The sequence below is a fragment of the Burkholderia sp. HAN2018 genome (assembly GCF_024704855.1).
Taxonomy (GTDB): Bacteria; Pseudomonadota; Gammaproteobacteria; order Burkholderiales; family Burkholderiaceae; genus Burkholderia; species Burkholderia cepacia.
Genome location: NZ_QOBB01000186.1, coordinates 1 through 14,725, shown reverse-complemented (window position 1 = coordinate 14,725; position 14,725 = coordinate 1). Strand labels below are relative to the sequence as shown.

The 14,725-nt window shown below is 68.5% G+C and carries 12 protein-coding genes and 1 pseudogene; 10 read left to right on the top strand and 3 right to left on the bottom strand.

The features are described from left to right. The 3 genes and pseudogenes from DPV74_RS31500 to DPV74_RS31490 all read right to left on the bottom strand — a co-directional run. A pseudogene (locus tag DPV74_RS31500) lies at positions 1-133 on the bottom strand (cytochrome c); the annotation flags it as partial. Continuing rightward, positions 130-843, bottom strand: coding sequence for a (2Fe-2S)-binding protein (locus DPV74_RS31495; RefSeq protein WP_119338604.1), 714 nt, complete (start codon positions 841-843; stop codon positions 130-132). The gene DPV74_RS31495 and the pseudogene DPV74_RS31500, both read right to left, overlap by 4 nt. Continuing rightward, a complete protein-coding gene (locus DPV74_RS31490; protein ID WP_119338603.1) occupies positions 840-3,716 on the bottom strand; it encodes a xanthine dehydrogenase family protein molybdopterin-binding subunit in 2,877 nt (958 codons plus the stop codon). The genes DPV74_RS31495 and DPV74_RS31490 overlap by 4 nt, the downstream gene beginning before the upstream one ends. A 495-nt stretch (positions 3,717-4,211) precedes the next feature. Here DPV74_RS31490 and DPV74_RS31485 point away from each other — a divergent pair, with 495 nt between their 5' ends. The 10 genes from DPV74_RS31485 (at position 4,212) to DPV74_RS31440 (ending at position 14,587) form a co-directional block, all read left to right on the top strand. Continuing rightward, the gene (locus tag DPV74_RS31485; protein ID WP_119338602.1) at positions 4,212-5,762 is read left to right on the top strand and encodes a sensor domain-containing diguanylate cyclase; all 1,551 of its coding nucleotides are present in this window, start codon (positions 4,212-4,214) and stop codon (positions 5,760-5,762) included. 243 nt (positions 5,763-6,005) lie between these two features. Beyond that, positions 6,006-6,281: a hypothetical protein gene (locus tag DPV74_RS31480; protein ID WP_060207255.1), complete on the top strand. Its 276-nt coding sequence runs from the start codon at positions 6,006-6,008 to the stop codon at positions 6,279-6,281. A gap of 254 nt (positions 6,282-6,535) precedes the next feature. After that, positions 6,536-7,576, top strand: a complete 1,041-nt coding sequence (locus DPV74_RS31475) for a succinylglutamate desuccinylase/aspartoacylase family protein (RefSeq protein ID WP_027791639.1) — start codon at positions 6,536-6,538, stop codon at positions 7,574-7,576. A gap of 103 nt (positions 7,577-7,679) precedes the next feature. Beyond that, complete coding sequence (locus tag DPV74_RS31470; protein WP_060085317.1) at positions 7,680-7,976, top strand: type II toxin-antitoxin system MqsR family toxin; 297 nt, start codon at positions 7,680-7,682, stop codon at positions 7,974-7,976. A 2-nt stretch (positions 7,977-7,978) separates the two neighbouring features. Continuing rightward, positions 7,979-8,380, top strand: coding sequence for a type II toxin-antitoxin system MqsA family antitoxin (locus tag DPV74_RS31465; protein WP_027791641.1), 402 nt, complete (start codon positions 7,979-7,981; stop codon positions 8,378-8,380). Between the two features lie 317 nt (positions 8,381-8,697). After that, positions 8,698-9,258: a GNAT family N-acetyltransferase gene (locus tag DPV74_RS31460; protein ID WP_027791642.1), complete on the top strand. Its 561-nt coding sequence runs from the start codon at positions 8,698-8,700 to the stop codon at positions 9,256-9,258. A gap of 56 nt (positions 9,259-9,314) precedes the next feature. Then, entirely contained in the window at positions 9,315-10,262 is a 948-nt protein-coding gene (locus DPV74_RS31455) for an ABC transporter substrate-binding protein (protein ID WP_059588816.1), read from the top strand. A gap of 63 nt (positions 10,263-10,325) precedes the next feature. Continuing rightward, positions 10,326-11,375, top strand: a complete 1,050-nt coding sequence (locus tag DPV74_RS31450) for an LLM class flavin-dependent oxidoreductase (protein ID WP_119338601.1) — start codon at positions 10,326-10,328, stop codon at positions 11,373-11,375. A 7-nt stretch (positions 11,376-11,382) separates the two neighbouring features. Then, positions 11,383-12,735, top strand: a complete 1,353-nt coding sequence (locus DPV74_RS31445; RefSeq protein ID WP_060371962.1) for an LLM class flavin-dependent oxidoreductase — start codon at positions 11,383-11,385, stop codon at positions 12,733-12,735. A gap of 64 nt (positions 12,736-12,799) precedes the next feature. Further along, complete coding sequence (locus DPV74_RS31440; protein ID WP_119338600.1) at positions 12,800-14,587, top strand: amino acid ABC transporter permease/ATP-binding protein; 1,788 nt, start codon at positions 12,800-12,802, stop codon at positions 14,585-14,587. Positions 14,588-14,725: the final 138 nt, after the last annotated feature.

Here is a 14,725-nt window from a genome sequence, read left to right as displayed (position 1 = left end):
CGGGCGCGCCGGAAGCGGCGTTCGAGGCCGGTGCGTCGTGGCCGCCGCATGCGGCGAGCAGCAGCGCGCAAGCCGCCGCGAGCACGGGGAGGCCCGCGGCCCGCGCGACACGATGAGCGAATGTGCGTTTCATGCGGCGTCCTTCACGAGTCCCGGCGTCGTCAGCACCACGTCCTTGACGGCTTCGTAGTAGCGGACATAGCCCGTGCAGCGGCAGAGGTGCGCATCGAGCGCCTCGGTGATCGTGCGCTCGACGTCGGCCTTCGCAACCGGTTCGCGCTTCAGGCGTTCGATCAGCACGGTCGCCGCGTTGACGAAACCCGGCGTGCAATAGCCGCACTGGAAGCTGAAGTGCTCGAGGAACTTCTGCTGGATCGGCGACAGCTCGACCACTTCGCCCGCTTCGTTGCGCTTCGCGTGGCCTTCGATCGTGCGGATCGTGCGGCCGTGGAAGAAATGCGCGCCGGTGATGCAGGTGCGCATTTCCTCGCTCGTGCCGTCCGGCTTGTCGACGATCACGACGCACGCGTGGCAGATGCCCTGCCCGCAGCCGAGCCGCGACCCGGTGAGGCCCGCGTATTCGTGCAGGAACTCGATCATCATCAGCCCTTCCGGCACCTGCATCGGGCCGACGGACTTGCCGTTGATGTTGATCGACAGCGGTTTCGACTGGAACCGGACGAGCGGACGCTCGACGGCGGCCGGTGCCGGTGCCGGTGCCGGTGCCGGTGCCGACGCCGGCACAGCCGGGGCCGGTACGGCCGAAGCCTGGGCCGGTGCGGAAGCGCCGGTCGCAGCGGCGCTGGCGCTCGCGGCCGAAGCCGCGGTTTGGGCGGTCGTCATGCGAGCACCTCCTGAATCTTTTGCGGGGTCACCGGCAGGTCGGTGAAACGATGGCCGATCGCGTGCGCGATGCCGTTCACGATCGCGCCGACGACGGGGATCATCACCACTTCGGCAACGCCCTTCGGCGGATCGGTCTCGGACAGCGGGGGCAGCACGTCGCCCGTCTGCGTCCAGACGGCGACGTCGGACGCGCGCGGCAGCTGGTAACGGTTGAAGTTCCACGTGCCGTTGCCGGGGCCGTCTTCATACAGCGGCAGGTATTCGTGCAACGCGTGGCCGATACCCATCGCGAGACCGCCCTGCAACTGACCCGACACGAGCTGCGGCGAAATCTGGTTGCCGCATTCCATGATCGAGTGATGCGTGAGCAGCTCGACCTTGCCGGTCGCTTCATGCACGGCCAGCTCGACCAGCGTGCCGACCGCCGTGTAGTACGTGACGGCCGCGTTGTTGCGGCTCGTCGGCGGGATGAAAACGCGCTTGCGGTCCAGCACGCGGTAGCCGTTCGCGGTCGGCGCCAGCGTGCCGCGCATCGCGGTCGCGCCGGCAGGCGCGGCGGTGCCGGGCACCGGGCCGTTGTCGCCCGTCTTCGGTGCGCCGACGCGCAGCGACAGCCCGTCGATCGGCAAACGATCGACCACGCCGCCCACCTCGAACTCGGCGTCGGTCCACTGCCAGCGGTTGAACACGTGCACGACGGCGCCGGTCGGCAGGCCGAGCGCATGCGCCTGCTTCGCGAGCTGTTCGAACGACAGCGGCTCGAGGCCGTCGGCGGTCAGCTTGCCGTCGACCCAGCGCGCGTCCTCGATGCGGATCGTGTACGGCGCGGCCTGGCCGCCGCCGAGGCCGCGCGTCCAGATCGACATCGCCGCCGGCCACAGGCCGTAGCGGAACACCGCGCGCGCGGCTTCGCGCGTGCTGTGCGTGAAGTAGTACGCGGAGTTCGTCGCGCTCGACGGCGACGCATAGCTCGGCGACCAGCGCGGATTCGCGCTCAGGCGATCCTGGTCGGCCTGCGACATGATGTACGGATCGCCGCTGGTCTCGACCGGCAGGTCCGGCCATTCGGTCACGGCGACCTGCACGTCCGTCGCCGGACGGCCGAGCCACTTCACGACGGCCACAGCCTGCGACGTCGACATCCCGGTGCCGATCTCGGCAGCCGTGTGGCGCAGCGACACCTTGCCGTTCTCGTCGAATTCGACCTTCGCGAACGACGCTTCCGCGCCCGTGCCGAAGTCCTTCTGCACGCACGCGAAGCCGACGCCGTAGCGCTTGCCCGGGTTCGCCGCCTCGTATTCGGCCTTGCGCGCGGCGCGGCGCGTCCACAGCGGATGCTGCTTCGAGCGCTCGAGCACCTCGTCGACGCGCAGCGCGCCGGCGGGAATCGCCCCTTGCGTGTTCTTCATCCCCGAACGCAGCGCGTTGCGCAGGCGGAAATCGATCGGGTCGATGTTCAGCTGCGCGGCGATCTCGTCGACCGCCATCTCGGTCGCCGCCATGCTCTGCAGCGTGCCGTAGCCGCGCGCGGAACCGGCATCGATCGCGCGTGATGCAATCGCCACGGCCGCGAGGTCGCTCTTCGGGAAGTAGTAGATCGATTGCGCGGCCGTCGCGCCGACCATCGCGACCGACGGCGAGAAGTTCGAGCGCCCGCCGCCGTTCGCCTCGAAGTCGCCCTTGAACGACTGCAGCAGGCCGGTGTTGCGGTCCACGGCGATCCGGTAATGCATCTTGAACGCGTGACGCTTCAGCGACGTCTGGAACTGTTCGTAGCGGTCGTTCGCGAAACGCACCGGGCGGCCGTCCGCGTACAGCGCGCAGACGAGGCCGTAGAACGGCACGTTGAAGTGATCCTTCGAGCCGTAGCCGACCGTGTAGCACGGATGCACGAACAGCTTCTTCACCGGGAAGCGGCACTTCGCGACCATCGCGGCCGCGTTCTCCGCCACTTCGAGCGGCGACTGGGTCGGCACGACGAGGTGCAGCGACTGCGTCGCGGCGTCGTACCAGCAGTTCGCGTTGTCCGGTTCGAGCGCGGAGGTGTCGACCGACTGCGTGTTGTACTCGCGGTCGAACACGAGCCAGTCGGCCGACGGATGGTCGAGCTCGTCGGCAATCTGCCCGGCCAGGAACATGCCCTGCTCGTCGAGCTTGCCGTGCTCCTTGCCGTCCGGCCACACCGGCAGGTGCTTGCGCATCATGCTCGGAAAGATCGGCGCGTCCTTCAGGCTCGAATAGACATCGTCGTCGTAGGCCGTCTTGCCGCCCACGCGCACGTAGCGGAAGGTGCCCCACGGATCGCGCTCGAGCGGGCCCGTGACCGCGCCGTAGCGGATCACGTCGTCGCGGAACTTGAGCGCGTTCTTCGCGAAGCGGAAGCGCGCGAAGTCGTGGTAGATGAGGATCGCGACCGCATGGCCGAGATACGCGGGCGTCTTGCCGGCGGGCAGCAGCATGTCGTCGCCGTAGAACGCCGGAAACGCGACGACGTCGCGCACGAGATCGTCGGCCGTGACCACGCGGTCCGGTTTCAGTTCGTCGCCCAGCAGCGAAAGGTCGAAGCCTTCGTACGTGCGGTCGGCCTGCGTGACGCGCAGGATCAGCGCATGAGACTGCTGCTGCGGCCAGTGCGGCATGTCGGCTGCGCGCACGTCACGGGCGAACACTTTCGAGCCCGTGACCTTCGCGATGCCGTCGATGCGGAATTGGGGGATGCCGGTGACGCTATCCCATTTGACGGGGGTGAGGAGTTTTTCTTCGAAGAGCGCCGCGAACGCGCGGCTGCCCAGGGGCGCGACATACACTGCGACGCCCGCCAGCACGCTGGCTTTCAGAAAACCCCGCCGTGACAGGCCGTGGTTTTTCATTGGGGGAACCTCCTGATGCGGCTCGGACGGCGATCGGATGTCGCGACGTTCGGAGCGGCGCGCATTCTGGCATTGTTTTTGATATATCGCCTATAGTATTTCCCGCATGAAATACTTATTGAATTTCTTATAACGGTGTTCAGCCGGGCTGCGACAGCCGGTCGCGGTTGGCGATCCGGTCGCATCGCCTGCCCGCTTGCGGCGGTTTCGTTCGTGTCGACCGCGCCCGGCGGATACGCGCCTGTCTCCTGTCGATCGCCGAGCCTCGTTCGGTTCGCGTCGATGCTGCCCCGGCGCCGGCGAATGCGCAAGACTTTCGTGGGCGTGGTTGACGACTCGTGGCCGACGCGGCACGCGGGTCCGCCGGGTGACCCGCGCCGCCCGTATTTCATGGTAATGTCGTGCGCATCCGGCCTGGCCGGGCTTCCGCCACGTGCCGTGCGGGTGCCGCCAGCCATCGCGATATCAAGCGACATCGTGTCGAGGTCAAAAACCATGGCAGTCAGGGCATCTCTCCTGCACTCCGTTCTCGCCACTCCCCCCTCCGGCAACCACCGTGTGACGGCCGCGCTGCGCCCGTCGATGCTCGTTACCCTGTTCGAGGACGTCCGACCGATGGCGCTCTCCGGGCTCGCGAGCGGCTTCGTCGCGGCCGTCGCGCTGATCCGGCTGCAGCAGCTCTGGTGCCTCGCGTGGCTGATCGTCGACGTCGGCCTGCTCATCGCGCGGCTCTCGATCGCGCGTGCGTACACGGTTCAACGCGACGGCGGCGACGATCGCGCCGAATACTGGGCGATGCGCTATGCGCCCGTGTCGCTCGTCGCGTGCTTCGTGCTCGGTCTCGGCGTGATGGGCTGCGTGCAGGCCGTCGACGTCGAGCTCGGCACGCTGTCGGTGATGGTCGCGGGCGGTGTGTTCGGCGGGATCGCGTCGCGCAATTCGGCGCTACCCCGGCTCGCGATGTCGCAGGTCACGGTCGGCGTGCTGCCGATCGGCATCGGCGCGTTGCTGGCCCACCGGCCGGGGGCGTGGCTGCTGCTGCCGCCGCTCGTGATCTACCTCGCCGCGATGCGCACGGTCGTCCAGCGTCACTATCGCGTGCTCGTCGCGCTGATTGCCGCGCGCCAGCGCAACGCCGAACTCGTCGCGCGCTTCGACGCCGCGCTCACCTACATGCCGCACGGCCTGTGCATGATCGACGGCGAGCGCCGCGTGATCGTCGCGAACCGGCGTACCGCGCAACTGTTCGGCTCGCCGCGCCAGATCATGCTCGAAACGCCGCTGCCCGCCGTCGTCGCGGCGCTCGGCGCGAACGACGCGATCGATCCCGGCGGCGCCCGTCTCGCCGCGCAGTGCGAGATCTGGCTGGCCTGCGACGAACCCGCGCCGCTCGACCTGGTGCTCGCCGATGGCCGCCAGCTCGAACTGACGCGCCATCTCGTGCCGGACGGCAACGCGGTGATCATCGTCGAGGACGTCACCGCGCGCCGCCAGACCGAACAGCACATCCGGCATCTCGCGCGGCACGATGCGCTGACGGGTCTGCCGAACCGCCACGAGCTGCATGCGGAACTCAAGCGGATGCTCGCGAGCCGGCCACACTCGCCGGAGTCCGGGCTCGCCGTCATGTATCTCGACCTCGACGGCTTCAAGGCGATCAACGACCGGTTCGGCCACCAGGCCGGCGACGACGTGCTGACGCAGGTCGCCGAGCGGCTCGGCAAGACGCTGCCGCCCGGCGAGCTGGCCGCGCGCATCGGCGGCGACGAATTCGTCGTCGCGATCGACGACGTGACGATGCAGGCGTGCTCGCTCCTCGCGGCGCGCATCATCCGGCAGATCTCGGCGCCGTACACGCTGTCGATCGGCGAGACCGTGATCCTGGGGATCAGCATCGGCATCGCACTCGACGACGGGCACGGCTCCCCCGACGAACTGATCCGGCAGGCCGACAGCGCGCTGTACGACGCGAAATCGGCCGGCAAGGGCATCTACCGCTTCTATTCGAGCGGCAGCAGCCGGGTCACGCCGGCCACCGCGAGCTGACCCGGCCGCGCAGTCCTCTTTCTCCCGCGTCGACGCCTCCCGGCGATTCAATTCCGAAACGCTTTACGTGACCGCACGTGGCGTCGCGCGCTCGCGTGTCACGTGACGTGTTCCGTAACATCGACGCCCGCCACCCGTCACGTTGGCTGCAGAAGCCTGCACGATCAAGGCAGCGCAGGGCTTTTCGAACCTGGCACTCTTATTGCTCCCTGTCAGGGAAACAGGTGGTCAGGGAGACCCAACATGAATACCGTCGAAGTCCTCAGCCGCAGCGAAACCATCGACGAACTGGATGTGATCGACGGCGCATCGCTGATCCGCCGGCTCGTTTCCGAAAGCCGCATGCCGGCCGCACGCGAAGCCCGATGCGTCGACAATCCGCCGCTGACGCTGTACGGCGCGTTTCGCCAGGGCATCGCCGATCACGCCGCGCGCCGCGCGAATCCGTATCGCGCCGGCAGCCGTTTCTGGGCACTGTGGGAAGAAGGACGTCTCGAAGCTGAAACATCGGGCCGGTAAGCCGGCCTTGCACGCCGGCCCCGTCGCGGCAAGGGCCGGCGCGAAACACCAGGCCCGAATGCGGCCGGCCGGCATGCCGGCATGCGTTCACCGCTGCAACATCGCACCGGGTTCCGCGTATCGGCTTTGCAACTCCCCCGCATGCCTCCATGCGCTTGCCGGCTGATGGCGTTCGGCGCTGCTCGCGCCGGGCGCGGCGCGCAGCGGTCGTTTCCCGATAAGATGGCAGATTCCGTTCATCGAACGATGCCGCCATGACCGCCTCCTCCTCACACCGCAATCCCATCCACTGCGAAATCGATCTCGACGCACAAGGCAAGCACGCGGGCTACCTGCGGCTGCCGCATTCCGTACACCGCTCGGCGTACGGCTGGCTGCCGATCCCGATCGCGTCGATTCGCAACGGCGACGGCCCGGTCGCGCTCGTGATGGCCGGCAACCACGGCGACGAGTACGAAGGCCAGATCATCGTGTCGCAACTGATGCGCGAGATCGAGCCCGGGATGGTCAGCGGGCAGCTGATCCTGCTGCCGATGGCGAATTTCCCGGCGGCGGACGCGGGCCTGCGCGTGTCGCCGCTCGACCAGGGCAACCTGAACCGCAGCTTCCCCGGCGACCCGGCCGGCACGCCGACGCAGATGATCGCCCACTACATCGAGCATGTCCTGCTGGCGCGCTCGCAGTATCTGGTCGACCTGCACTCGGGCGGCAGCTCGCTGCTGTACCAGGGCGGCAACATGCTCGCGATCGACCCGCTCGACGCCGACGAAGCCGCGAAGCTCAACGGGCTGCTGGTCGCGTTCGGGTTGCAGAACGCGCTGCTGCACGCGCCGAATCCCGTGCACTCGGCCTCGGCCGCGCGCCGCCAGGGCGCGATCTCGATCGTGACCGAACTCGGCGGTGCCGGCATGGCCGACCCGTCGCTGATCCGGCTCGGTCGCCACGGGCTGCTGCACTACCTCGGTTACATCGGCCTGCTGCGCGGCGCGCTCGTGCCCGACGCGCCGCCCACCGTCACGCGCTTCATGCGTGTCGACGGCGATCGCCACTTCGTCTATGCGTACGAGCGCGGGCTGTACGAGCCGCTCGTCGAACTCGGCGACCAGGTGAAGGCCGGGCAGCCGGCCGCATGGGTGCACTTCCCCGATACGCCGCTGCGCGAGCCGGTGCTGCACCGCTTCAAGGGCGACGGCGAAGTGGTGTGCAAGCGCGTGCCTGCGCAGGTGCAGCGCGGCGATTGCCTGTTCCAGCTGGCGGAGTTGTCGGCCCCGCCGAGCATCGGCCAGACGGCCTAAAACCGGATCCATCTCCTTTCCATGCGGTCTGCCAGTCATGGCGGACGGCATGCGCTCGCCATTAACCAACTTGACAAATTAACTTACTTGGTTAAGATCGCGAATGGAAAAGAGAAGGCCTCATTGCAAGCTGACCCTCGTCAAGGCGCTGGTCGAATCCGGCCAGGTACGGTTGACCGCGAGCGCGGTACTCGGCGCGCGGCAGCTGGGTTTCACGGAACGGGAGGCGCTCGATGTCGTGATGTCGCTGACCGACCTCGACTTCCACAAGAGCATGACGACGTACGCCGACCACACGATCTGGCAGGACGTCTACCGGCCGTTGACGGTGCGCGGCGACGTGTACCTGAAACTGACGGTGATCGACGATGTGCTGATCGTGTCTTTCAAGGAGCGATGAAAATGAAGTGTCCTGCATGCGGTGCTGCGAAGCTCGTCCGCGACACGCGAGACATCCCTTATACCTACAAGGGCCGGTCGACCGTCGTCCGCGCTGTCACCGGCGAGTTCTGCCCGGCCTGCGGGGAATCGGTACTGGATCTCGACGAAGCGACCCGTCTCGGCGAAGCGATCAGCGAGTTCAACAAGCAGGTGAACGCCACCATCGTCGACCCGAATTACATCGCGAAGGTGCGCAAGAAGCTGAAGCTCGACCAGCGCGAGGCGGCCGAGCTTTTCGGCGGCGGCGTCAACGCGTTCTCCCGTTACGAAACAGGCAAGACGAATCCGCCGCTTGCCCTCGTGAAACTGCTGAAGATCCTCGATCGTCACCCCGATCTGCTCGCCGAAGTCCGGGCCGCATAGGCGCTCGCATGTCGGCATCGCACCGGCGCGTGCATCGGCTTCGATGCATGCGCATGCACCCCGTCATCGCCACCCCACTCCCGCTGCGAGCCTTCTGACGTCCGCCGCGAAATCCTTATCGAAATTGCTTCGTTCGCCTTTGCCGGTCGCGCCGCTAACGTGTTCAAAACGGCGGCGGCCCGCCATCTGCATCCCAGCAGGACACGCACCGGCCGCCGCCATCACGACAACCGCGTCGCGATAACGGAACAGACCGGACGGGCCGCGTGCCCGCACCCCGCCAGGAACGTCCGCATCGCGCGCCCTTCGCGATGCCCATGGCCACGACCGACCGCATCATCGACACGACGCCGCTCGACGTCCGCGCGCAACCGCTGATCGACGCACTGATCGACGAGTATTCGACCCGTTACAACGCGTATCGCCCCGACAGCCACGCGTCCGCACGCGAGGAGCTCGCGCGCTACCCGGCCGAACTGTTCGCGCCGCCCGAAGGCGCGTTCGTGCTGCTGCTGCGCGACGGCGAGACGATCGGCGGCGGCGCGTTCAAGCGCTATGACGCGCAGACCGCCGAGCTCAAACGCATCTGGACCCGCGCGGACCTGCGCCGTCAGGGCCTCGCACGCATCATCGTGGAGGCACTCGAACTGCGCGCCGCGCAGCAGGGCTATCGCCGCATCTACCTGACTACCGGTTTTCGCCAGCCCGAGGCATGGGCGCTGTACGACCGCACCGGCTATACGCGGCTGTTCGATTCGTCGATCGCCCCCGAGGTGCATTACCACCTGCGGTTCGGCAAGGATCTCGCCGATCCGTCGCGCACGTCGACGCTGGCCGACCTGTGGGCGCCCGTGCCCGAACCGGCGCTGCCGCGCTGACCGCCGCCGCGCCCCCGCCTTCCTCCGATTACCGCTTGCCACCACAGGACGCTTTCATGCAACGAGCCGTACCGTTTTCTTCACGTGCCGCGCGCACGCTGGCCACCGCGTTGATTGGCCTGACCGCGTTCGCCGCGGCCGCGGCCGCCGCCACGTTCGACTTGAGCCCCGAACAGCGCGGGCGCCCGCGCGGCGTGGCGGATGCGGCAGTCGAGCGCGCGGTGCCCGCGTCGTTCAAGTTCGCCGAACCCGGCACGCTGACGATCGGCATCGCACCGAGCCTGCCGCCGATCAGTTCGTATGCAACCGACGCTCGCACGGTGATCGGCTTCGACGCCGACGTCGGCCAGCTCGTGTCCGACAGCCTCGGCCGCAAGCTGAAGATCGTCGCGCTCGCGTGGGCCGACTGGCCGCTCGCGCTCGAATCCGGAAAAGTCGACGCGGTGATCTCGAACGTCACCGTCACCGAGGAACGCAAGCAGAAGTTCGATTTCTCGACCTACCGCAAGGACCAGGTCGGCTTCTACGTGCGCAACGACAGCAAGATCCAGGCGATCCGCGAGCCGAAGGACGTCGCGGGGCTGCGTATCGTGACCGACGCCGGCACCAACCAGGAAAAGATCCTGCTCGCGTGGGACCGCGAGAACGTCGCGCACGGGCTGAAACCCGTGCAGATCCAGTACTACGACGACCAGGCGATGCGCATCGTCGCCGTGCAGTCGGGCCGTGCCGATGCCGTGTTCAGCGTGAACTCGGTGCTCGCGTACCAGAGCGCGCAGCAAGGCAAGACGCGGCTCGTCGGCGCAATCAGCGGCGGCTGGCCGCGCACGGCCGACATCGCGATCGCGACGCGCCGCGGCAGCGGGCTCGCCGATCCGCTGACCGTCGCGCTGAACGGGTTGATCAGGAACGGCCGCTACCAGCAGGTGCTCGACCGCTGGAACCTCGCGTCCGAGGCGATCGACCAGTCGCGCACGAATCCGCCCGGGCTGCCGAAGAGCTGAGCGCCACGCCCGCCCTTCGTCCCGTCACGCTTACTTCACGCTCACGCAGGAACGCCGCCCACCATGTCTTACTCGCTTTCGTTGCTGGACAAGAGTCCGATCGCCGACGGCGCGAACGCCGCCGACGCGCTGCGCTTCACCACGACGCTCGCGCAGCGCGCCGAACAGCTCGGCTACGAGCGCTTCTGGGTCGCCGAGCATCATGGCACGCAGGCCTTCGCGAGCTCCGCGCCGGAGATCGTCGTCGCGCACCTGCTCGCGCACACGTCGCGCATCCGCGTCGGCTCGGGCGGCGTGATGCTGCAGCACTACAGCCCGTTCAAGGTCGCCGAGACGTTCAAGGTACTGGCTGCGCTCGCGCCGGGCCGCGTCGACCTCGGCGTCGGCAAGGCGCCCGGCGGGTTGCCGCTGACCACGCGCGCACTGCAGTGGTTCCACGACAAGGCGCGCAAGCCGGACTTCGCGGGCCAGCTCGCGGAACTCGACGCGTTTCTCGGCTGGGGCGTGGCAGAAGATCACCCGCTCGCCGGCGCGATCGCGCTACCCGTGCCGCCGCAGGCGCCCGAACGCATCCTGCTCGGCGGCTCGCCGGACAGCGGCACGCTCGCCGCGCGCAACGGCTGGCGCTTCTGCTACGCGGGGCATTTCAACGGCGACGACGCGAACATCGAACGCTCGCTCGACGCGTATCGCAGCGCGGGCGGCACACGGCCGCTGGTCGCGCTGTACGCGGTGGCCGCGCCGACGCGCGACGAGGCCGAGCAACTGATCGGGCCGCTGAAGATCTTCAAGCTGCAGCTCGCGGGCGGGCAGAGCTTCAACCTCCCCAGTGCGCAGGCGGCCGCCGAATTCGCGCGGCAGAGCGGCGCGTCCGACTACCGCATCGACGAGCTGCGCCCGACGGTGCTGGCCGATACCCCCGATCGCGTGCACCACGCGCTCGACGCGCTGAGCCGGCGGCTCGACGTCGACGCGTTCGTGATCGATTCGCCGGTGACCGACTACGCGGCGCGGCTCGCATCGGCCGAATGGCTCGGCGGCGCGCCGTCGAGCACGCCGTTGCAGGCGGCCCTCGCGGCCGACCGCTCCCTTTCCCCTGACCAGAATGCGTGACGCTCCCATGACGACCCGACGATCGATTCCTTTCGGCCTGATGCTGCAAGGCGCAGGCAGCCACATGAACGCATGGCGGCACCCGAGCAACCCGCCGGACGCGAGCATCAACCTCGATTTCGCGATCGGCATCGCCCGCAAGGCGGAAGCCGCCGGCATCGCCTTCGCGTTCGTCGCGGACGGCCTCTACATCAACGAGAAGTCGATCCCGCACTTCCTGAACCGCTTCGAGCCGCTGACCGTGCTGTCGGCGCTCGCGGTCGCGACGAAGAAGATCGGGCTCGCGGGCACGATCTCGACGTCGTACAGCGAGCCGTTCACGGTCGCCCGCCAGCTGGCGTCGCTCGATGCGATCAGCGGCGGGCGCGCGGGCTGGAACGTCGTGACGACGCCGCTCGAGGGCACCGCGAAGAACTTCGGCAAGGCGCATCCCGATCATGAGCTGCGCTACGAGATCGCCGACGAATACCTCGACGTCGTGCAGGGCCTGTGGGACAGCTGGGACGACGACGCATTCGTGCGCGACCGCGCGACCGGCCGCTTCTTCGATCGCGACAAGCTCCACACGCTCGACCACCACGGCCGCTTCTTCCAGGTCGCGGGCCCGCTGAACATCCAGCGGTCCCCGCAGGGGCAGCCGGTGATCTTCCAGGCCGGCTCCTCCGACACCGGCATCGGGCTCGCCGGAAAGTACGCGGATGCCGTGTTCACGCATTCGCCGTCGCTCGACGAAACGGCCGCGTTCACGCGGCGCGTGAAGCAGAGCGCGATCGAGCACGGCCGGCAAGGCAGCGACGTGAAGGTCTTCCCCGGCATCGGGCCGATCGTCGGCCGCACGGCCGCCGAGGCCGAGGACAAATACCAGGCGATCCGCGACCTGCTGACGATCGACGAGGCGCTCGCCTACCTGGGCCGCTATTTCGATCACCACGATTTCACGCAGTACCCGCTCGACGCGCCGTTTCCGGAACTCGGCGAGCTCGGCCGCAACAGCTTCCGCTCGACCACCGACCGGATCAAGGCCGACGCGAAACAGAAAGGCCTGTCGCTGCGCGAGACGGCGCTCGCGGTCGCCACGCCGCGCCCGAACTTCATCGGCACGGCCGAGCATGTCGCCGACGAGCTGATCCGCTGGCACGACGCGGGCGCCGGCGACGGCTTCATCCTCGGCTTCGCGGTGCAGGCGCAAGGCGTCGACGATTTCGTCGAGCTCGTGATCCCGGCGCTCGAGGCGCGCGGCCGCTACAGCCGCGACCTGCCCGGCGCGACGCTGCGCGACCACCTCGGCCTGCCGCGCAAGGCAAGCCGTCACGCGGTGCCTGACGCGTCGCCCGAAACGGCGGCCGAAGCGCACGCCTGACACCCGCCGCCGCGCCGCCCGTGCGCGGCGCGTCCGCCCGACCGATTCGAGGATTTCCATCGACATGAGCGACACGACCCACCTCGGCGGCGCGCTGCCGCCGCTTTCTTCCCCCGGCGCGCGCGACGCCGGCACGCGTTTCCGGATCGTGCCCGCGCGCCACCGGTCGCGCACGGCCGGCACCGTGCTCGCCGTCGCGCTGATCGCGATCGTCCTGCATTCGATACTCGGCAACCCGCAATGGGGCTGGCCGGTGTTCGCCGAATGGTTCCTGTCGCCGCCGGTGCTGTCGGGGCTCGCACGCACGCTGGTGCTGACGCTGCTCGGCGCGGTGTTCGGCTTCGTGCTCGGCGCGTTCGTCGCGCTGGCCCGGCTGTCGCGTTCGCGGCTGCTGTCGGCGAGCGCGTGGGCCTTCGTGTGGCTGTTCCGCTCGATTCCGCTGATCGTGCTGCTGCTGATCCTGAACAACCTCGGCTACCTGTACGAGCATGTGCGGCTCGGCGTGCCGTTCACCAATATCGTGTGGTTCGACACGCCGACCACCGACCTGATCAGCCCGTTCCTCGCGGCCGTGCTTGGCCTCACGCTGAACCACGCGGCGTTTTCCGCGGAAGTGATTCGCGGCGGCATTCTCGCGGTCGACCAGGGGCAGCTCGAAGCGGCGGCCGCGCTCGGCCTGCCGCGCGGCCGCCAGACCACGCGGATCGTGCTGCCGCAGGCGATGCGCGCGATCCTGCCGACCGCGTTCAACGACCTGATCTCGCTCGCGAAAGGCACGTCGATGGTCTACGTGCTCGCGATGCCGGAGCTGTTCTATACGGTGCAGGTGATCTATCGCCGCAATCTCGAGGTGATTCCGCTGCTGATGGTTGCGACCGTCTGGTATCTGATCATCCTGACCGTGCTGTCGGCGATCCAGGTGCAGGTCGAGCGCCACTATGCGCGCGGCGCGCTGCGCAACCCGCCGCCGTCCGTCGTCACGTTCGCGCTCGCGCGCCTCGGCGTGCTGTGGCGGCGTGTCAGGTCCAGCCGCGATGATTCGCTCGTACGCGCCGATGGCAATGCCGATACGGTGGCCGTCGCGCCACGCGCCGGCGGCGAAGTGGCCGTGCATGGCGTATCGAAGCAGTTCGGCATGCAGCGCGTGCTCGACAACGTCTCGTTCGTCGCGCCGCGCGGCAGCGTGACCGTGATCGTCGGGCCGTCGGGCTCGGGCAAGTCGACGCTGCTGCGCACGATCAACCATCTCGAACGCGTCGACGACGGCTTCATCGACATCGACGGCGAACTGATCGGCTATCGCCGCGACGGCGACGTGCTCTACGAGCTGAAGGAGCGCGACGTGCTGACACGGCGCACGGCCGTCGGGATGGTGTTCCAGAACTTCAACCTGTTCCCGCACCTGACGGTGCTCGAGAACCTGATCGAGGCACCGGTCGCCGTCGGCGGCGTCACGCGCGACGCCGCCGAGCGCATCGCCCGTACGTTGCTCGCTCGCGTCGGTCTCGCGGACAAGGCCGATGCGTATCCGCGCCAGCTCTCCGGCGGCCAGCAGCAGCGCGTCGCGATCGCGCGGGCACTCGCGTTGCGCCCGAAGGTGCTGCTGTTCGACGAACCGACTTCCGCGCTCGACCCGGAACTCGTGAACGAGGTGCTCGACGTGATCAAGGAACTCGCGCGCTCGGGCACGACGCTCGTGATCGTCACGCACGAGATCGGCTTCGCGCGCGAAGTCGCGGACAACGTGCTGTTCATGGAGCGCGGGCGCATCGTCGAATCCGGGCCGCCGGCCGTCGTGCTCGACGCGCCGACGCATGCGCGCACGCGCGCGTTCCTGTCGCGGGTGCTGTGATGCGCGCCGCTGCCAATTCCCGAGGGGCCGCACGATGACCGACCGACGCCAGTTCATGACCGCCGCGCTGGTCGCGGCAGCGGGCTTGCCGTGGCGCGCGGCGCATGCGGCCGCCGCGACGGCCGACCTCGACCCGCG

What these genes read in the sequence shown, in the direction of transcription:
- DPV74_RS31495 (WP_119338604.1), bottom strand. Translation starts at nt 843, where the DNA reads ATGACGACCGCCCAAACCGCGGCTTCGGCCGCGAGCGCCAGCGCCGCT.
- DPV74_RS31490 (WP_119338603.1), bottom strand. Translation starts at nt 3,716, where the DNA reads ATGAAAAACCACGGCCTGTCACGGCGGGGTTTTCTGAAAGCCAGCGTG.
- DPV74_RS31485 (WP_119338602.1), top strand. Translation starts at nt 4,212, where the DNA reads ATGGCAGTCAGGGCATCTCTCCTGCACTCCGTTCTCGCCACTCCCCCC.
- DPV74_RS31480 (WP_060207255.1), top strand. Translation starts at nt 6,006, where the DNA reads ATGAATACCGTCGAAGTCCTCAGCCGCAGCGAAACCATCGACGAACTG.
- DPV74_RS31475 (WP_027791639.1), top strand. Translation starts at nt 6,536, where the DNA reads ATGACCGCCTCCTCCTCACACCGCAATCCCATCCACTGCGAAATCGAT.
- DPV74_RS31470 (WP_060085317.1), top strand. Translation starts at nt 7,680, where the DNA reads ATGGAAAAGAGAAGGCCTCATTGCAAGCTGACCCTCGTCAAGGCGCTG.
- DPV74_RS31465 (WP_027791641.1), top strand. Translation starts at nt 7,979, where the DNA reads ATGAAGTGTCCTGCATGCGGTGCTGCGAAGCTCGTCCGCGACACGCGA.
- DPV74_RS31460 (WP_027791642.1), top strand. Translation starts at nt 8,698, where the DNA reads ATGGCCACGACCGACCGCATCATCGACACGACGCCGCTCGACGTCCGC.
- DPV74_RS31455 (WP_059588816.1), top strand. Translation starts at nt 9,315, where the DNA reads ATGCAACGAGCCGTACCGTTTTCTTCACGTGCCGCGCGCACGCTGGCC.
- DPV74_RS31450 (WP_119338601.1), top strand. Translation starts at nt 10,326, where the DNA reads ATGTCTTACTCGCTTTCGTTGCTGGACAAGAGTCCGATCGCCGACGGC.
- DPV74_RS31445 (WP_060371962.1), top strand. Translation starts at nt 11,383, where the DNA reads ATGACGACCCGACGATCGATTCCTTTCGGCCTGATGCTGCAAGGCGCA.
- DPV74_RS31440 (WP_119338600.1), top strand. Translation starts at nt 12,800, where the DNA reads ATGAGCGACACGACCCACCTCGGCGGCGCGCTGCCGCCGCTTTCTTCC.